Genomic DNA, 16,682 nt, shown 5'->3' with positions numbered 1-16,682 from the left:
CGCCCGCGCCGGCATTGGCATTTCCGTCCATCGCGGTATAAGACCACGGGAACACAGGACAGATCGGCAGGGCGGGCATGGCCAACCAGAGCGACACCTTCATCGACGAAGTCACCGAAGAGCTGCGGCGCGACCGCCTGTACGGGGCGATGCGCCGTTACGGCTGGATCGTGGTCCTGGTGATCGTGGCGGTGGTCGGCTTCACCGCGTGGCGCGAATACAGCGCCGCCCAGGACCGCGCCGCGGCGCAGGCCTGGGGCGATGCGATCCTGGCGGCCGAGGCCGAGAACGACCCCGCCGCCGTTCTGGCCGTCGATCCGCGCGGCTCGGCCGGGCGGCAGGCGCTGACCGGGCTGCTGGCCGCGGGCGCGCAGACCGATCCCGATGCCCGCGCACAGGCGCTGCAGGGCGTGGCCGATGCCCAGCCCGACAGCGTGCTGGGAGAGCTGGCGCAGCTGAAGCTGGTGATGGCGCAGGGCGCGCAGATGGATGCGGCCGAACGCGACGCCATCCTGACCCGCCTGTCGCGCGCCGGTGCGCCGTTCGAGCTGCTGGCGCTGGAACAGAAGGCCGTGGCTCTGATCGGTGCCGGGCGCCCCGAGGATGCGATCACCCTGATCCGCCAGATCCAGGACAAGGACGGCCTGACCGAGGCCTTGCGTCGTCGCCTGTCCGAGATGATGATCGCCCTGGGCGAGACGCCCGAACCGACCGAATAACGGACTGAGAGACAGGGATGACCGCCATGCTGCGACTGACCTTGGCGATGGCCGCCGGACTGGGACTTGCCGGCTGCGGCGACCGCGAAATCATCCTGCCCGGAGAGCGCCTGGACCCCCTGGCCGTCATCTCGGCCGACGGTCCCGCGGTCGAGGGTGCGGCGGGCATCACCGGCACCGCGCTATCCCTGTCCGCCCCGGTCACCAACGGCGAATGGACCCATCGCGGCGGCAACGCCGCCCATGCGCCGGGCCATCTGTCCCTGGGCGCGGGCGGCACGGCCCTGTGGTCCGCATCCATCGGCCAGGGCGAAACCCGTCGTCACCGCATCACCGCCGACCCCGTCGTGGCGGCGGGCCGGGTCTTCACCCTGGACAGCCGCGCCCGCGTCACTGCGACCGCGCTGAACGGCGGGCGCGCCTGGTCCACCGACGTGACGCCCGCGCTGGAGAATGTCGACAGCGCCTCGGGCGGCGGTCTGGCCTATGAGGGCGGGCGAGTCTTCGTCACCACCGGTTTCGGCGAACTGGTCGCGCTGGACGCGGCCAGCGGCGCCGTGCTGTGGCGCCAGCGGGTCGAGGCCTCTATCGGCGGCGGCCCGGCCGTGCAGGACGGCGTGGTCTATGTCGCGGCCCGGAACGCCGTGGGTTGGGCCGTGCGCGCCAGCGACGGGCGCGTGCTGTGGCAGGCGGCAGGCACGCCGTCGGGGTCGGGCGTCATGGGCGTGTCGGTCCCGGCCGTGCAGGGCGACACGGTGGTGTTCCCGTTCTCGTCGGGGCAGATCGTGGCGGTGGACCGCCAGTCGGGCCTGACCAACTGGACGTCGCAGATCGCGGGCACCCGTCCCGGACGCGCCATCGCGGTGGTCCGTGACGTGACCGGAGATCCGGTGATCGCGGGCGGGCGCGTCTATTCGGGCACCTCTTCCGGGCGCATCAGCGCGGTCGAGCTGTCAACCGGCCTGAACGACTGGACCGCGGACGAGGGCGCCAACAGCCCGGTCGTCGTCGCGGGCGGGTCGGTCTTTGCCGTGAACGACCAGGCCCAGCTGGTCCGGCTGGATGCGGCGACGGGCGGCGTCGTCTGGCGCCAGCCCCTGCCGTATTACACCACGCAGCGCGTGCGGCGTCAGGATGCGGTCCACGCGCATTACGGTCCCGTGCTGGCCGGGGGGCGGTTGCATATCGCCTCTAGCGATGGCATGTTGCGCAGCTTCGATCCCGCCTCCGGCGCGCTGGTCGGTCAGGTGGCGATCCCCGGTGGGGCGGCATCGGCCCCGGTGGTCGCCGGTCAAACCCTTTACGTCGTTGCGCGCAACGGCCAGTTGCATGCGTTCAGATGACATTCACCCTTGCGATCGTCGGGCGGCCCAATGTGGGCAAGTCCACCCTGTTCAACCGCCTGGTTGGCAAGAAACTTGCGCTGGTCGATGACCAGCCCGGCGTGACCCGCGACATCCGCGAGGGCGCGGGCCGCCTTGGCGACCTGCGCTTTGTCGTGATCGACAGCGCGGGCCTGGAGATGGCCGAGGATGACAGCCTTCAGGGGCGCATGCGCCGCCTGACCGAACGCGCCGTGGACGAGGCCGACATCTGCCTGTTCGTCGTCGACGCGCGCATCGGCATCACCGCGGCCGACGAGTATTTCGCCGAGATCCTGCGCCGCCGCGCCAAGCACGTCATCGTCGCCGCCAACAAGTCCGAGGGCCGCGCCGGAGAGGCGGGGGCCATGGAGGCCTATGCCCTGGGCCTGGGCGAGCCCCTGCGCATCTCGGCCGAGCATGGCGAGGGGATGGACGACCTTTACGGCGTGCTGATGCCCCTGGCCGACAGGATCGAGGCCGAGCGTCCCGCCCCGATCGAGGCCGTGACCGACCTGGACCTGTCCGAGGAGGACGCCGAATCGGGCGAGGGTTCCGAGGACTGGCGACCGTCCGAGGCCCGTCCCCTGCAGATCGCCGTGATCGGCCGCCCCAATGCGGGCAAGTCGACGCTGATCAACAAGATCCTGGGGCAGGACCGCCTGCTGACCGGCCCCGAGGCCGGGATCACCCGCGATTCGATCAGCGTGACCACGAACTTCATGGGCACGCCCATGCGCATCTTCGACACGGCCGGCATGCGCAAGCGCGCCCGTGTGACCGAGAAGCTGGAGAAGCTGTCGGTGGCCGACGGCCTGCGGGCCGTGCGCTTCGCCGAGGTCGTCGTCGTCCTGCTGGACGTCGAGATCCCCTTCGAGACCCAAGATCTGCGCATCGCCGATTTCGCCGAGACCGAGGGGCGCGCCGTCGTCATTGCCGTCAACAAGTGGGACACAGAGGACGACAAGTCCCACAAACTGAACGAGATGCGCGCCAGTTTCGAAAAGCTGCTGCCGCAGCTGCGTGGCGCGCCGCTGATCACCGTGTCGGCCAAGACCGGCAAGGGGCTGGACCGCCTGCACAACGCCGTCATCAAGGCGCACGAGGTCTGGAACCGCCGCGTGCCGACCGCCCGCCTGAACCAGTGGCTGGGTGCGATGACCGAAAGCCATCCGCCCCCGGCCCCCGGCGGCCGTCGCATCCGCCTGCGCTACATGACGCAGGTCAAGACGCGTCCGCCTGCGTTCATCGTGAAATCGACCCATACTGACCAGATCCCCACCAGCTATCAGCGGTATCTGATCAACGGGCTGCGGACCGATTTCGACATGCCGGGCACGCCGATCCGCCTGTTCTTCCGCGATCAGGGCGGCGAAAACCCCTACAAGGCCAAGGCCACCAAGATCGTGCAATCTGGTGCGCTGTCCAAGCACAAGCATCGCCAGAAACCCAAGGGCAGCTGATCCGGCTCAGCTGGCCGCGCGGATCAGCACCGTGGCCATCGCGCTGATCCCGATGATCGCGGCCAGCGCGATCATGGGATCGCTGCCCATGGTCGAGATGGCCAGCCCGCAGAATGCCCAGATCAGCGCCACGGAATAGCCCACGCTTGGGCCGATCCACATCTGCGCGGCCATGCCGAGGGCCGCGGCGGGCAGGATCGCCACGGCCGACACGATCTGCGCGGACAGGCCGAACTGCACGGCGGTCAGTTCCGCCAGCGCGGCCGAGGCCAGGGCGGTGGCCCATCCGGCCAGAAACCCGATCGCGGGGCGATGCCGACCCGCCGCGCGCCGGGCGCCCACCGTCGCGGCGACGGCCCCGGCCACGGAGGCCAGGGTCAGCACGCCCGGATTGTCGATCAGCAGTGGCCAGACCGATGCCAGGACCAGCGCCCCCAGCAGCATCGGCCACACGCGCGGTCGGCCCGCACGGATCGGCTCGTCATCAGACGGGTCGATCCACTGCCCGACCGCATCCAGCATCACCATCATCCAGACGGCGATCAGCAGCATCCACATCAGCAGGTTGTCGGGGTTCAGGTACAGGTGGGGAATGGCGATGCTGGTCGGCGCGACAGGCGGCAGCAGCGGCGCCGCCAGACGCGCCGCGTCTGTGATGATGCGCGCATCGGGCTGCATCGCGAAGATCACGCCGCAGATCACGAAGATCGCGGCGACCACCAGATGCAAGACTGAACCGATCCGTGTCATGCAGGCCAACGCGCGCCGGCCTGCGGCAGTTTCGCGCCGTCCGCAATCGGGGTGTCAGGCCAGCGATCCCTGCGCGGTCAGCGTGGTCGCGCCCTTCAGATAGGGGTGCAGGACCGCAGGCAGGCGGACCGATCCGTCGGCCTGCTGGCCGTTTTCCAGCACCGCGATCAGCGCGCGCCCGACGGCCAGGCCGGACCCGTTCAGGGTGTGCACGAATTCCGGCTTGCCCCCGCCTGCCGGGCGATAGCGCGCGTTCATCCGCCGTCCCTGATAGTCGCCGCAATAGCTGACGCTGCTGATCTCGCGATAGCGGTCCTGTCCGGGCAGCCAGACCTCCAGGTCGTGGGTGATGCGCGCGCCCGCGCCCATGTCGCCGGTGCACAGGATCATCGTGCGATAGGGCAGCTCCAGCGCCTCCAGCACGGCCTCGGCGCAGCGGGTCATGCGGTCATGTTCGGCCAGACCGGTATCCGCGTCGGTGATCGACACCATCTCGACCTTCTCGAACTGGTGCTGGCGCAGCATGCCGGTGGTGTCGCGGCCCGCGCTGCCTGCCTCGGATCGGAAGCACTGGCTGTGGGCGACCATGCGGCGGGGCAGGGCGGCTTGGTCCAGCAGGTCGCCGTTCACGGTGTTCGTCAGCGTCACCTCGGATGTGGGGATCAGCCAGTACCCTTCGCGGGTCAGATAGCTGTCCTCTCCGAACTTGGGCAGCTGGCCGGTGCCCAGCATCATCTGTTCCAGCACCAGGACCGGGGTCCAGGTCTCCTCCAGCCCGTGCTGGTCGACATGCAGGTCGACCATAAACTGCGCCAGCGCGCGATGGATGCGCGCGACCGCCCCCTTCAGCACGACAAAGCGGCTGCCGGACAGCTTGGCGCCGGTCTGGAAATCCATGCCCGGCACGACACCGGCGATCTGGAAATGCTCGACCGGGGCGAAGTCCAGTGCCGCAGGCGTGCCCCACCGGCGCAGTTCGACATTGTCGTCCTCGTCCCGGCCCTCGGGGACACGGTCCAGCGGCAGGTTCGGGATGCCCAGCAGCAGATCGCGCAGCTGCGCGTCCAGATCGGCGGCTTCGGCCTGCATGACCGATACAGTGGCTTTCGTAACCGCAATTCGTCTGCGCAGATTCTCAAATTCTATTTCATCGCCAGCGGCCTTGGCTGCGCCAACAGCTTTGCTGGCTTTATTTTGTTCGGCTTGAGCAGTTTCGGCCATGCTTATTTTGTCGCGGCGGGCCTCGTCCAGCGACAGGATCTGCGCGGTCAGGCCGGTCAGCCCGCGGCGATTCAGCGCCGCCTCGAAGGCATCGGGATTGTCACGGATCGCACGGATGTCATGCATGGCGGCACCTTCGCAAATTGTCTGGGTGCCTGACTAGCGCATGCCGACCGCGACAGAAAGCCCGGCCCGCCGCCACCGCGGGAATATCACGCGCCCAGTGTCAGTCCCGCACCGCGCATCATCTCCTCCAGCACGGGATAGAAATAGCGCTGGCCGACATAACCCTCGATCCGGCCCGCCTCGGATCCGTCCGACAGCAGCACGAAGGTGGGCGTGATCCAGGGCCGCCGCGCCAGTGCCAGCCCATCGGGATAGGGGCCATCCACGTCGACATGCAGGATCGGCGCGGCCCGCCCCGCGGCCGAGGCCGCATATCCCGGCCCGATCTGCGCGTGCCAGGCGCGGCAATGGTGGCAGGCGGGCGATTCGACCATCATCAGCCGCCAGCCCGACGGCGGCGCAGCCCGCACCCCCAGGGGCAGCATCACGGCCGCGGCGCCCATCAGGACGGTGCGGCGGGACAGGATGGGCATGACCGGACCTCCACGCGGGATGGCGCCAGATTACGCCCTGCCGGCCCATGGCACAAGGTCGACGGGGTTGCCCCCCGGCGGTGGCTGGTCCAGTGTCTCGCGCAAAGCGGGACAAGGCAGCGATGACGACGGACGATCTTCTGACACCCTTGCTGCAAGGCGATCGGCGGGCGCTGTCGCGCGCGATCACCCTGGTGGAATCGACCCGCCCCGACCACCGCGACCGCGCAGGCCGCCTGATCGCGGCGCTGCCCGACAGCACGGCCCTGCGGATCGGCCTGTCAGGCACGCCGGGGGTGGGCAAGTCGACCTTCATCGAGGCGTTCGGCACGATGCTGACCGAACAAGGGCTGCGCGTCGCGGTGCTGGCGGTCGATCCGTCCTCGACCCGGTCGGGCGGTTCGATCCTGGGGGACAAGACGCGGATGGAGCTTCTGTCGCGCAACCCGCGCGCCTATGTCCGGCCCAGCCCGTCCAGCGCCCATCTGGGCGGCGTCGCCCGCCGCACGCGCGAGGCGATCCGCCTGTGCGAGGCCGCGGGCCACGACGTCGTCCTGATCGAAACGGTGGGCGTCGGCCAGTCCGAAACCCTGGTCGCACAGATGTCGGACCTGTTCATCCTACTGCTGGCGCCTGCGGGCGGCGATGAATTGCAGGGGGTCAAGCGCGGCATCATGGAGATGGCCGACCTGATCCTGGTGAACAAGGCCGATGGCGACCTGCTGTCGCCCGCGCGCCGGACGGTGGCCGATTACGCGGGCGCGCTGCGCCTGCTGCGCAAGCGCCCGCAGGATCCCGACGGCTTTCCCAAGGCCATGCCCGTCAGCGCGACCACCGGCGCGGGCCTGCCCGAGGCCTGGTCCTGCATGCGCCATCTGGCCGACTGGCGCCGCGATGCCGGTCATTTCGACCGCATCCGGGCCGAACAGGCGCGCGACTGGTTCATGGCCGAACTGCGAGGCGGGCTGCTGGCGCAGCTGGACGCCCCGGACGCCCGCGCGCGCATCAGTGATCTGGGCGCCCGTGTCACCCAAGGCGCGCTGCCCCCGGTCGAGGCGGCGCGCCAGATACTGGACTGGTTGCGGCAGCCGCGATGAAATGCCCGAAAACGCGCCCCGCCCTGTCCGCGAATCGGCTAGACCGGTCCGCACAGGAGGGGGCGATGCCGGACCATGACGATCTGTATGCCGCGCTGCTGGCGCGTGATCCGGGATATGACGGGCGGGCGCTGGTCGGCGTCACCTCGACCGGGATCTTTTGCCGGCTGACCTGCCCGGCGCGCAAGCCGCGGCGCGACAACTGCCGCTGGTTCGCGGATGCCGCCGCCGCGCGGGCCGCGGGGTTCCGCCCCTGCCTGCGCTGCCGTCCCGAAGGGCAGGTGCCGCCGCTGGTCGCCACGTTGGGCGCGGCGCTGGCCGCCGACCCCGCCCGCCGCTGGTCCGAGGCGGACCTGACCGCCCTGGGCCATGACCCCTCGACCGTGCGGCGGCTGTTCCGCCAGCATCTGGGCACCAGCTTTCTGCAGCTGGCGCGCGCGGCACGGCTGCGCGCGGGCCTGACCACATTGACGCAAGGAGGCAGGATGATCGACGCACAGCTGGACGCGGGGTTCGATTCGGCATCGGGGTTCCGGCAGGCCTTTGCACGCCTGTTCGGGCATGCCCCGCACCAGATGCGGGGGGCCGCGGACCTGCGCGCGGACTGGATCGATACGCCCCTGGGCGGGATGATCGCCATCGCCGATGACGACGCCCTGCACCTGCTGGAATTCACCGACCGCAAGGCGCTGCCCCAGGGGCTGCGGCGGCTGTCGGTGATGGCGGGGGGGCGGATCGGGCTGGGCCGCACCGCGGTGACCGACCGGGCCGAGGCCGCCTTGGCCCGGTTCTTCGCGGGCAGCGACGGGCGGCTGGACCTGCCGGTGCGCCTGCGCGGCACGCCGTTCCAGACCCGCGTCTGGCAGGAACTGCAGGCGATTCCCGCGGGCCGGACGCGCAGCTATGCCCAGCTTGCGGCGGCCATCGGCCATCCCACCGCCGTCCGCGCGGTCGCGGCGGCCAATGGGGCGAACCGGCTGGCGCTGGTCGTGCCCTGTCACCGGGTCATCGGCACAGATGGCACCATGACCGGATATGCGGGCGGCCTGTGGCGCAAGGAGCGCCTGATCGCGCTGGAGCGCGGCTATGGAATCACCTGACAAGGCTTGACGACGCGCCCCTCATGCGGTAGCCACCCGCGAACGGAATTCCGGGCGCTGCCTCGCGGCGCCTTTTCACATTGGGACGGACCCCCCGCCCGCACAGCTGAGACGAAGGAACACACCATGTCGCGCGTCTGCGAACTGACCGGCAAAGGCCCGATGAGCGGTAACAATGTCAGCCATGCCAACAACAAGACCCGTCGCCGGTTCCTGCCGAACCTGAACGAGGTCACGCTGCTGTCCGAAAAGCTGGGCCGCGGCTACTCGCTGCGCATCTCGGCTGCGGCGCTGCGTTCGGTCGATCACCGTGGCGGCCTGGACGCCTTCCTGGCCAAAGCCAAGGACACCGAGCTGTCGGACCGCGCCCAGAAGATCAAGCGCGACCTGGTCAAGGCCGAATCGGCTGCCGCGACCGCCTGATCCGATGATCGTCGGATGATGCATGGCCCTGCCGTTCCGGCGGGGCTTTTGCATGTCCGGAACCCCGGCCCGTGCGGTGCGGCCTGTGCGCGCCCCGGCCCCATCCAAGGACCTTGCCGAATGAAACTGTCGATCCTGGCCGCCGTCGCGGTGCTGTCCCCGGTGGCCGCCCTTGCCCATGACGGCATGCACGCCAACGACGCCTATGCGCGCAGCACCAACCCCAAGGTGGGCGCGGTCTTCATGCAGCTGGAAAACCACCGTCAGGTCGCCTGCACCCTGCAGGGCGTGTCGTCCGACGCGGCCGAGCGGGTCGAGCTGCACACCCATGTCGAGGAAGGCGGCGTCATGAAGATGACCCGGATCGAGGACGGGATCGCCGTCGCCGCCGGTCAGACCCACGCCCTGAACCGCGGCGGCGACCACATCATGATGCTGGGCCTGGCCGAACCGCTGGCCGATGGCGACACGCTGACCCTGTCGATGGATTTCGGCGATTGCGGCACCGAGGAGGTGCAGGTCGTCGTCGACAACCAGCGCGAGGATGCCGCCCCCGCCGATCACGACCACGGCGACCATCAGGGCCACTGAGGCCCCTCAGGCCGCCCGTTCGACCAGTTGGGCGGCCACCGGACCCAGGTGCCGGACGATCAGCGCCACCCCCTGCGCCGACGGGTGAACCCCGTCCCGCAGCAGCAGGGGCGCCCGGTCGGTCGCGGGCACCTGTGCCAGCGGCGCATACAGATCCTGCAGCAGCAGCGCGCCGTGGCGTTCGGCCAAACGCGGCCAGATGCCGCTCCAGGCGCGGCGCCAGTCGGGCTGGCCCGCCGGGGCATGGATGCCGACCAGCAGCAGGGGCCGCCCGCCGCTGCCCGCGGTCTGCAGGATCGCGTCCAGGTTCGCCTCGGCATCGGCGGGCTGCCAGCGGCGCAGCATGTCGTTGCCGCCCAGCTCGACCATGACGGCATCGGGGCGGTGGCGGCGCATCGACAGCTCAATCCGCACGCGGCCGCCATAGGTCGTGTCCCCCGACAGCCCCGCATCGATCAGATCCGCCGGGCGCCCCGCATCGGCCAGCCAGGCCGACAGCTGCGGGACCAACCCCTCGGTCGGGCCCAGGCCGAAACCGGCGGTCAGGCTGTCGCCAAAGCACAGGATGCGCGGCAGCGCCTGTGCCTGGGCGGGGCGGACCAGCGTGGCGGCGGCGGCGGTCAGCAGGTGGCGGCGGGTCAGGATCATGCGGCAGTCCTCAGGCGCAGGGCATTCGTCACCACGAAGACCGAGGACAGCGCCATCGCGCCGGCCCCCAGCATGGGCGACAGTTGCGGCCCACCAAAGGGCACCAGCGCGCCCATGGCAACCGGGATCAGCGCGGCATTATAGGCGAATGCCCAGAACAGGTTCTGGCGGATGTTGCGCATCACGGCGCGCGACAGGCGGATCGCCCGGGCGACGCCCTGCGGATCGCCCGCCATCAGCACCGCATCGGCGGCCTCGATGGCGATATCGGTCCCGGTGCCGATGGCGATGCCCGTGTCGGCGGCGGCCAGCGCCGGCGCATCGTTGATGCCGTCGCCCACGAAGACGCTGCCCGGCCCCATCGCGCGGATCGCCGTCAGCTTGTCGTCGGGGGTCAGCCCGCCCTGCGCCCGGTCGATGCCAAGCCGCGCGCCCATGGCCTGCGCGGTGGCGGGCAGGTCGCCCGACAGCATCTGGGTCCGCAGGCCCATGTCGCGCAGGGCGGCGATGGCCGCGGCGGATTCCGGTCGTTCGGGATCGGCCAGCGCGAATGTCGCCACGTGGCGGCCGTCGGCGGCCAGATGCACCGGGGTCGCGCCATCGGTCGATACGGCATCGGCATGGCGGATCAGGGCGGCGTCCGGCACGATGCCCGCCGCCTGCAGCGCGGCGGCGTTGCCGATCAGCAGCGACCGCCCCTCGACCATCGCGGTCAGGCCGCGTCCGGGCAGGGCGGTCACCGATTGCGCCGGGGGCAGCGTCATGCCGCCTGCCTCGGCCAGGATCGCGCGGCCCAGGGGGTGTTCGGATCGGGCCTCGGCCGCGGCGGTCAGGCGCAGGGCCGCGTCGCGGTCGATGCCGTGGGTCCAGATCTGCGTCACACGGGGGCGGCCTTGCGTCAGCGTCCCGGTCTTGTCAAAGGCCACCACCCGCGCGCCCGCCAGTTTCTGCAGGGCATCGCCCTGGCGGAACAGGATGCCAAGCCGCGCGCCGCGCCCGCTGCCCACCATGATCGACATCGGCACTGCCAGGCCCATCGCGCAGGGGCAGGCGATGATCAGCACCGACACCGCCGCCACGACCGCATGCGCAAGGTCGGGGCCAAAGGTCAGCCACAGCGCAAAGGCCAGCACCGCCAGGCCCATAACCACTGGAACGAAGATCCGCGTGACCCGGTCGACCAGCGCCTGCACCGGCAGACGGGCGGCCTGCGCCTCTTCGACCAAGGCCACGATCCGCGACAGCACGGTGTCCGGCCCCGTGGCCGTGACGCGAAAGGTCAGCGCGGCCGCGCCGTTGACCGTGCCGCCGGTCACCGTGTCGCCGGGCGCGCGCAGCACCGGGACGGGTTCGCCCGTCAGCATGGATTCGTCGACATGGCCCGCGCCTTCGGTCAGCACGCCGTCCAGCGCGATGCGTTCGCCGGGTGCCAGCTGCACCAGATCGCCCGGCTGCAGGTCGGCAACCGCGACACGCACCGGATGCCCGTCGCGCAGCGCGGTCGCGTGATCGGGCGTCAGGGCCAGCAGCGCGCGGATCGCGGCGCCGGCCTGGCCCTTGGCGCGCGCCTCCAGCCAGCGGCCGGTCAGGATCAGTGTGACGATCACCGCCGCGGCCTCGAACCACACCTGGCGCGAGGCGGCGGGGACCAGGCCGGGGGCCAGGGTCACGACGGCGGAAAAGGCAAAGGCCGTGCCCGCGCCAAGCGCCACAAGGCTGTTCATCTCAGGCGCGCCGCGGCGCAGGGCGGCAAGCCCCGTGCCAAAGAACCGCCGCCCCGGTCCGGCCAGAACCACCAGCGTCAGGATCATCTGCACGACCCACAACGCGCGCATGGGAACCAGCGCATGCAGCCAGTGATGGAAGGCCGGGACCAGATGGCCGCCCATCTCGACCACCGCGACGGGCAGGGTCAGGGCGGCGGCGGTCAGGGCCGCGCGGCGCAGGGCCGGGGCCTCGTCCGGGGGTGGGGGCGCGCGGTCGGCGATGACGGTCGCGGGATAGCCCAGATCCGTCACGATTTGCGCCAAGGCCTGCGGGGTCAGGGCGGGATCGTGGCTGACCTGGGCGCGGTGGGTGGCCAGGTTCACCTGCGCATCCGCCACGTCGGGGCGGGCCGACAGCACGCGGCCCACGCGTCCCGAACAGGCCGCGCAGCTCATGCCCCGGATGGCCAGGCGGGTGACAGGCAGGCCATCGGCGGGGATCGGGGCTGCGGCTTGTGTCATGGGTGACAGATGTGGCGCGAGGGACGCGCGGTCAAGGCCGCGAGGCGGCCGAACGCCCTCGTGAGTTGCGGGCCGGGGGCGTTTCGCTGTATCCGGGGGAAAAGCAAACCGATTGGAACTGCGCCATGAACCGTCGTCAGATGATCTCTCTGGCCGCCCTGCTGGTGGCCGCACCCGCCCTGGCCCCGACGCTGGCCGGCGCCCAGGAGGCGGCGGTCGATCCCTATGCCCCCATCGAGGTCGAGATCCGGGACGATTTCGAGACCGGCAGCATCGTCGTCGTCAGCCGCGATTTCTTCCTGTATCACGTCGTCGCACCGGGCAAGGCGGTCCGCTACGGCGTCGCCGTCGGCACGGCCGAACTGGTCTGGAAGGGCAAGGCCACGATCGGCCGCAAGGTCGAATGGCCCAGCTGGCGGCCGACCGACGACATGATCGAACGCAACCCCGGCGCCTATGCCAAATACGCCGACGGCATGCCCGGCGGTCCGCAGAACCCCCTGGGGGCGCGGGCGCTGTACCTGTATGACGACCGGGGCAACGACACCGCCATCCGCATCCATGGCACGACCGATCCCGGATCGATCGGGCGGGCGGTCTCCAACGGCTGCCTGCGCATGCGCAACGAGGCCGTGATGAGCCTGTTCGACCAGGTGCCCATCGGCACGCCCGTCTACGTCTTCTGATCTTGGATCTGACGCTTGCCAGTGCGGCGGACCCGGTTCTGGCCGGGTTCGACGACATCATCGATGTCCGCGCCCCGGCGGAATTCGCCGAGGATCACCTGCCCGGAGCGATCAACCTGCCGGTCCTGTCGGATGCGGAACGTGCCCGCGTGGGCACGGTCTACAAGCAGGTGTCACCCTTTGACGCCCGCAAGCTGGGGGCGGCGCTGGTCGCGGCCAATGCGGCGCGGCACCTGCAGGGGCCGCTGGCCGATCGGGGCGGCGCGTGGCAGCCGCTGGTCTATTGCTGGCGCGGTGGGCAGCGCTCGGGCAGCTTCGGCACGATCCTGAGCCAGATCGGCTGGCGCGTGGCGCGGGTCCAGGGCGGCTACAAGGCATGGCGGTCGCTGGTCGTGGACCGGGTGCAGAACGGTCCGATCGCGGCCCCGGTGATCGTGCTGGACGGCAACACGGGCAGCGCCAAGACCGCGATCCTGCAGCGGCTGGCGCAGCGCGGCCATCAGGTGATCGACCTGGAGGGGCTGGCCAACCATCGCGGCAGCCTGTTCGGCGGCCACCCCGAGGGCCAGCCCAGCCAGAAGATGTTCGAAGGACGCCTGGCCGTCGCGCTGGAGCGTCTGGATCCCGCCCGCCCCCTGCTGGTCGAGGCCGAGAGCAGCCGCATCGGCCAGATCACCGTCCCCAAGGCAATGTGGCAGGCGATCTGCGCCGCGCCCCGCCTGCAGATGCAGGTGCCGGTTGCCGCGCGCGCGGCGTTTACCGCCGCGACCTATCGCGACATGGTCGACGATCCCGCGCGCGTCGCCGCGATCCTGGACCTGATGGCCCCCCTGCACCCCGCCGAGCGTGTCGAGGGCTGGCGGCAGGCGCTGGCGCAGGGCCGGTGGCAGCAACTGTCCGAGGGGTTGCTGCGGGATCATTACGACCCGCGCTATGACAAGCACCGGTCGCGCCATGACGACGGGCGCGGACAGATCGTCGCACTGGACGACCTGTCCGACCTGGACGCCGCCACCGGCCGGGTCGAGGCCGCGCTGGCCCGCATGACCGCGAACGGTGCGCGTTCGGCGGTGGATGCGGGCGACACCCGCGCGGCGGTCTCTGATTTGTGATCGGGCAGGGGCGCGGGCTGGCCTAGTCTGACTGCGACCCCATGTCAGGAGAGCGCGATGACCCGGATGAGTGCCAAGGATTTCCCGCAGGAGCTGCTGGAGCTGTACGATTTCTATGCCCACGGCCGCATCACCAAGCGGCAGTTCCTGGACCGGGCGGGCAAGTTCGCGGTCGGCGGCGTCACCGCGCTGGCGCTGCTGAACATGCTGCGGCCGAACTATGCGCTGGCCCAGCAGGTCAGCTTTACCGATCCCGACATCCTGCCCGAATACGTGACGTATCCGTCGCCCGAGGGGCATGGCGAGGTTCGTGCCTATCAGGTGGCCCCGGCGGGCGAGGGGCCCTGGCCCGCGGTCCTGGTGATCCACGAGAACCGCGGCCTGAACCCCTATATCGAGGACGTCGCGCGGCGCCTGGCCAAGGCGGGCTATCTGGCGCTGGCGCCGGACGGGCTGACCTCCAAGGGCGGCTATCCCGGCAATGACGAGGAGGGGCGCGCCCTGCAGGCCGAGGTCGATCCGACCCTGCTGATGAACGATTTCTTTGCGGGGGCCGAACATCTGATGGCGCATGAGCAGTCGACCGGCAAGGTCGGCGCGGTGGGCTTCTGCTATGGCGGGGGCGTGTGCAACGCGCTGGCGGTGGCCTATCCGGAACTGGGCGCGTCGGTGCCCTTCTATGGCCGGCAGGCCCCCGTGGCGGATGTTCCCAAGATCGAGGTGCCGCTGCTGTTCCAGTTCGCCGAGATCGACGAGAACGTCAACGCCACCTGGCCCGCCTACGAGGCCGCGCTGAAGGAGGCTGGCAAGACCTATGAGGCGCATGTCTATCCGGGCACCAACCACGGCTTTCACAACGATTCCACGCCGCGATACGACCCCGAGGCCGCGGAACTGGCGTGGCAGCGGACGCTGGACTGGTTCGCCCGCTACCTGGCCTGATCCTTCAGGAAACGGCGCAGCACGGTTTCCAGCTTGGCCGCGCCCAGAGGGGCCATTGCCTTGGTGTGGTCGTGGCTGATCGATTCGTCGGACAGCCCCGCCCCCATGTTGGTGACGACCGAGATGGCCGCCGCCCTGAGGCCCAGGAACCGTGACAGGATGATCTCGGGCACCGTCGACATGCCCACCGCATCTGCGCCAAGCGTGCGCGCGGCGCGGATCTCGGCCGGGGTCTCGAAGCTGGGCCCCGAGAACCAGCAGTAGACACCCTGCGGCAGCGCCACCCCCTCCGCCTCGGCGGCGGCCAGCAGGGCCGCACGCATCGCGGCGTCATGCGCGTCGGTCATGGGCACGAAGCGCGCGTCGGTCGCCTCTCCGATCAGGGGGTTGGTGCCGGCAAACGCGATGTGGTCGTTCAGCAGCATAAGCCCGCCGGTCGGGATGTCGGGGCGCAGCGACCCGGCGGCGTTGGTCAGGATCAGCTTGTCGCATCCCAGGGCCGCCAGCACCTCCAGCGGCAGACGCATCGCGTCCGCCCGCCCGGATTCATAGTAATGCGACCGCCCCCCGAAGACCGCGACCCGCACCCCCTCCAGCTGGCCGATGACCAGCTGGGGCACATGGCCCGACACGCCCGCATGGGGAAAGCCCGGCAGATTGTCATAGGGGATCGCCACGCCATCGACGCATGCCGACAGGTGGCCCAGCCCGGACCCCAGGATCAGGCCGTATTCGGGCGCCTCCTGACCCGCGCGGTCGCGGATCAGGGCGGCAAGCTCAGCGCTCCTTGACATAGGGCTCTCCTCCGGCGCGGGGCGGGATGGCGCGGCCGACGAAGCCGGCCAGGATCACCACCGTCAGGATATAGGGCAGCGCGTTCATGAACATGGACGGCACCGTGATGATCCCCAGGTCCAGGTTCGGATAGAGGTTGGCGATCGCCTCCAGCAGGCCGAACAGGAAGGTCGCGAACAGCGCCTGCCACGGCCGCCACTTGGCGAAGATCAGCGCGGCCAGCGCGATGAAGCCGCGCCCGGCGGTCATCTCCTTGACGAAGCCCGCCGACAGGCCGGTCGCCAGATAGGCGCCCGCGATGCCGCACAGCACCCCTGCGATGGCCACCGCGGTATAGCGCAGACGTGTGACAGACACGCCCGCGGTATCGACCGAGGCGGGGTTTTCCCCCACCGCGCGCAGGCGCAGGCCGAACCGGGTGCGGTACAGCACCCACCACGTGATCGGCACCAGCGCGAAGGCCACATAGACCAGGATCGTCTGCCCCGAGATCAGCCCTGAATAGATCGGGCCCAGCACCGGGACATTGCGCAGCGCCTCGGCGCCGGGCAGGGTGATCGGGTTGAACCGCCCCGCACCGGTCAGGGCCGGCGTGCGCCCGCCCAGTCCGAAGGCGTTCTGTCCGACCAGCACCGTCAGCCCCGAGGCCAGGAAGTTGATCGCCACGCCCGAGATCAGCTGGTTGCCCATGAAGGTGATCGAGGCGAGGCCATGGATCAGCGACAGCGCAAGCGACCCGGCGATGCCCGCGGCCAGGCCCAGCCATGCGCTGCCGGTGATATAGGCGACCGATGCGGCGGTGAAGGCTGCCATCAGCATCTTGCCCTCCAGCCCGATGTCGAAGACCCCGGCGCGTTCGGAATAAAGCCCCGCCAGGCAGGCCAGCAGCAGCGGCGTCATCAGGCGCAGCGCGCTGCCGATGCCCTGCTGGGCGGCGGCGCCGTCGG

Annotated in this window: 17 protein-coding genes; 10 read left to right on the top strand and 7 right to left on the bottom strand. The window is 70.4% G+C overall.

All coding sequences use genetic code 11. From position 1 onward, the window contains the following. Positions 1-77 precede the first annotated feature (77 nt). The 3 genes from EOJ32_RS15740 to der are packed head-to-tail and all read left to right on the top strand — an operon-like array spanning position 78 to position 3,543. Positions 78-719, top strand: a complete 642-nt coding sequence (locus EOJ32_RS15740) for a tetratricopeptide repeat protein (RefSeq protein ID WP_045983615.1) — start codon at positions 78-80, stop codon at positions 717-719. 26 nt (positions 720-745) lie between these two features. Beyond that, complete coding sequence (locus tag EOJ32_RS15735) at positions 746-2,062, top strand: PQQ-binding-like beta-propeller repeat protein (RefSeq protein ID WP_127899171.1); 1,317 nt, start codon at positions 746-748, stop codon at positions 2,060-2,062. Next, positions 2,059-3,543 (top strand): ribosome biogenesis GTPase Der, encoded by a 1,485-nt coding sequence (gene der / locus EOJ32_RS15730; protein ID WP_046001301.1) that lies wholly within the window; start codon positions 2,059-2,061, stop codon positions 3,541-3,543. The genes EOJ32_RS15735 and der overlap by 4 nt, the downstream gene beginning before the upstream one ends. 6 nt (positions 3,544-3,549) lie before the next feature. Here the strand turns inward: der and EOJ32_RS15725 are convergent, their stop codons facing one another. The 3 genes from EOJ32_RS15725 to EOJ32_RS15715 all read right to left on the bottom strand — a co-directional run bounded on the left by EOJ32_RS15725 (position 3,550) and on the right by EOJ32_RS15715 (position 6,113). After that, positions 3,550-4,293, bottom strand: a complete 744-nt coding sequence (locus tag EOJ32_RS15725) for a hypothetical protein (protein ID WP_127899170.1) — start codon at positions 4,291-4,293, stop codon at positions 3,550-3,552. A gap of 54 nt (positions 4,294-4,347) precedes the next feature. Beyond that, entirely contained in the window at positions 4,348-5,640 is a 1,293-nt protein-coding gene (serS, locus tag EOJ32_RS15720; protein WP_127899169.1) for a serine--tRNA ligase, read from the bottom strand. Between the two features lie 86 nt (positions 5,641-5,726). Then, on the bottom strand, positions 5,727-6,113 hold the full coding sequence (locus tag EOJ32_RS15715; RefSeq protein WP_052715326.1) for a hypothetical protein: 387 nt from the start codon (positions 6,111-6,113) through the stop codon (positions 5,727-5,729). A 122-nt stretch (positions 6,114-6,235) separates the two neighbouring features. On the opposite strand from EOJ32_RS15715, the gene meaB reads away from it, so the two are divergent. The 4 genes from meaB (at position 6,236) to EOJ32_RS15695 (ending at position 9,324) form a co-directional block, all read left to right on the top strand. Then, positions 6,236-7,210 (top strand): methylmalonyl Co-A mutase-associated GTPase MeaB, encoded by a 975-nt coding sequence (gene meaB, locus EOJ32_RS15710; RefSeq protein ID WP_127899168.1) that lies wholly within the window; start codon positions 6,236-6,238, stop codon positions 7,208-7,210. A 65-nt stretch (positions 7,211-7,275) separates the two neighbouring features. Then, on the top strand, positions 7,276-8,310 hold the full coding sequence (locus EOJ32_RS15705) for a bifunctional transcriptional activator/DNA repair enzyme AdaA (RefSeq protein ID WP_127899167.1): 1,035 nt from the start codon (positions 7,276-7,278) through the stop codon (positions 8,308-8,310). 126 nt (positions 8,311-8,436) lie between these two features. Continuing rightward, entirely contained in the window at positions 8,437-8,733 is a 297-nt protein-coding gene (gene rpmB, locus EOJ32_RS15700; protein ID WP_046001306.1) for a 50S ribosomal protein L28, read from the top strand. Between the two features lie 120 nt (positions 8,734-8,853). Beyond that, a complete protein-coding gene (locus tag EOJ32_RS15695) occupies positions 8,854-9,324 on the top strand; it encodes a copper chaperone PCu(A)C (protein ID WP_045984182.1) in 471 nt (156 codons plus the stop codon). A 6-nt stretch (positions 9,325-9,330) separates the two neighbouring features. Here EOJ32_RS15695 and EOJ32_RS15690 read toward each other — a convergent pair whose 3' ends face one another. Then, the gene (locus tag EOJ32_RS15690; RefSeq protein WP_127899166.1) at positions 9,331-9,972 is read right to left on the bottom strand and encodes an arylesterase; all 642 of its coding nucleotides are present in this window, start codon (positions 9,970-9,972) and stop codon (positions 9,331-9,333) included. Next, positions 9,969-12,200 (bottom strand): cation-translocating P-type ATPase, encoded by a 2,232-nt coding sequence (locus EOJ32_RS15685; protein ID WP_127899165.1) that lies wholly within the window; start codon positions 12,198-12,200, stop codon positions 9,969-9,971. The genes EOJ32_RS15690 and EOJ32_RS15685 overlap by 4 nt, the downstream gene beginning before the upstream one ends. Before the next feature lie 125 nt (positions 12,201-12,325). Here EOJ32_RS15685 and EOJ32_RS15680 point away from each other — a divergent pair, with 125 nt between their 5' ends. From EOJ32_RS15680 to yghX, 3 genes are read left to right on the top strand one after another with little or no spacing between them, the layout of a single operon-like run. Then, entirely contained in the window at positions 12,326-12,886 is a 561-nt protein-coding gene (locus EOJ32_RS15680; RefSeq protein ID WP_046001308.1) for a L,D-transpeptidase, read from the top strand. Positions 12,887-12,888: 2 nt separating this feature from the next. Further along, complete coding sequence (gene mnmH / locus EOJ32_RS15675; protein ID WP_127899164.1) at positions 12,889-13,998, top strand: tRNA 2-selenouridine(34) synthase MnmH; 1,110 nt, start codon at positions 12,889-12,891, stop codon at positions 13,996-13,998. 57 nt (positions 13,999-14,055) lie between these two features. Further along, on the top strand, positions 14,056-14,940 hold the full coding sequence (yghX, locus tag EOJ32_RS15670) for a YghX family hydrolase (protein WP_045983273.1): 885 nt from the start codon (positions 14,056-14,058) through the stop codon (positions 14,938-14,940). Here the strand turns inward: yghX and EOJ32_RS15665 are convergent. Further along, on the bottom strand, positions 14,928-15,734 hold the full coding sequence (locus EOJ32_RS15665; protein ID WP_127899163.1) for a purine-nucleoside phosphorylase: 807 nt from the start codon (positions 15,732-15,734) through the stop codon (positions 14,928-14,930). The two genes, yghX and EOJ32_RS15665, sit on opposite strands and share 13 nt — an antisense overlap. Continuing rightward, positions 15,718-16,635, bottom strand: coding sequence for an ABC transporter permease (locus tag EOJ32_RS15660; RefSeq protein ID WP_240542554.1), 918 nt, complete (start codon positions 16,633-16,635; stop codon positions 15,718-15,720). The genes EOJ32_RS15665 and EOJ32_RS15660 overlap by 17 nt, the downstream gene beginning before the upstream one ends. Positions 16,636-16,682: the final 47 nt, after the last annotated feature.

It is taken from the genome of Paracoccus sp. Arc7-R13, assembly GCF_004010775.1.
Classification (GTDB): Bacteria; Pseudomonadota; Alphaproteobacteria; order Rhodobacterales; family Rhodobacteraceae; genus Paracoccus; species Paracoccus marcusii.
This window is presented reverse-complemented; position numbering and strand designations above follow the sequence as displayed.

What these genes read in the sequence shown, in the direction of transcription:
- yghX (WP_045983273.1), top strand. Translation starts at nt 14,056, where the DNA reads ATGACCCGGATGAGTGCCAAGGATTTCCCGCAGGAGCTGCTGGAGCTG.
- EOJ32_RS15695 (WP_045984182.1), top strand. Translation starts at nt 8,854, where the DNA reads ATGAAACTGTCGATCCTGGCCGCCGTCGCGGTGCTGTCCCCGGTGGCC.
- EOJ32_RS15705 (WP_127899167.1), top strand. Translation starts at nt 7,276, where the DNA reads ATGCCGGACCATGACGATCTGTATGCCGCGCTGCTGGCGCGTGATCCG.
- EOJ32_RS15685 (WP_127899165.1), bottom strand. Translation starts at nt 12,200, where the DNA reads ATGACACAAGCCGCAGCCCCGATCCCCGCCGATGGCCTGCCTGTCACC.
- serS (WP_127899169.1), bottom strand. Translation starts at nt 5,640, where the DNA reads ATGCATGACATCCGTGCGATCCGTGACAATCCCGATGCCTTCGAGGCG.
- EOJ32_RS15660 (WP_240542554.1), bottom strand. Translation starts at nt 16,635, where the DNA reads ATGACGCCGCTGCTGCTGGCCTGCCTGGCGGGGCTTTATTCCGAACGC.
- EOJ32_RS15665 (WP_127899163.1), bottom strand. Translation starts at nt 15,734, where the DNA reads ATGTCAAGGAGCGCTGAGCTTGCCGCCCTGATCCGCGACCGCGCGGGT.
- EOJ32_RS15735 (WP_127899171.1), top strand. Translation starts at nt 746, where the DNA reads ATGCTGCGACTGACCTTGGCGATGGCCGCCGGACTGGGACTTGCCGGC.
- rpmB (WP_046001306.1), top strand. Translation starts at nt 8,437, where the DNA reads ATGTCGCGCGTCTGCGAACTGACCGGCAAAGGCCCGATGAGCGGTAAC.
- EOJ32_RS15690 (WP_127899166.1), bottom strand. Translation starts at nt 9,972, where the DNA reads ATGATCCTGACCCGCCGCCACCTGCTGACCGCCGCCGCCGCCACGCTG.
- EOJ32_RS15680 (WP_046001308.1), top strand. Translation starts at nt 12,326, where the DNA reads ATGAACCGTCGTCAGATGATCTCTCTGGCCGCCCTGCTGGTGGCCGCA.
- der (WP_046001301.1), top strand. Translation starts at nt 2,059, where the DNA reads ATGACATTCACCCTTGCGATCGTCGGGCGGCCCAATGTGGGCAAGTCC.
- EOJ32_RS15740 (WP_045983615.1), top strand. Translation starts at nt 78, where the DNA reads ATGGCCAACCAGAGCGACACCTTCATCGACGAAGTCACCGAAGAGCTG.
- EOJ32_RS15725 (WP_127899170.1), bottom strand. Translation starts at nt 4,293, where the DNA reads ATGACACGGATCGGTTCAGTCTTGCATCTGGTGGTCGCCGCGATCTTC.
- EOJ32_RS15715 (WP_052715326.1), bottom strand. Translation starts at nt 6,113, where the DNA reads ATGCCCATCCTGTCCCGCCGCACCGTCCTGATGGGCGCCGCGGCCGTG.
- meaB (WP_127899168.1), top strand. Translation starts at nt 6,236, where the DNA reads ATGACGACGGACGATCTTCTGACACCCTTGCTGCAAGGCGATCGGCGG.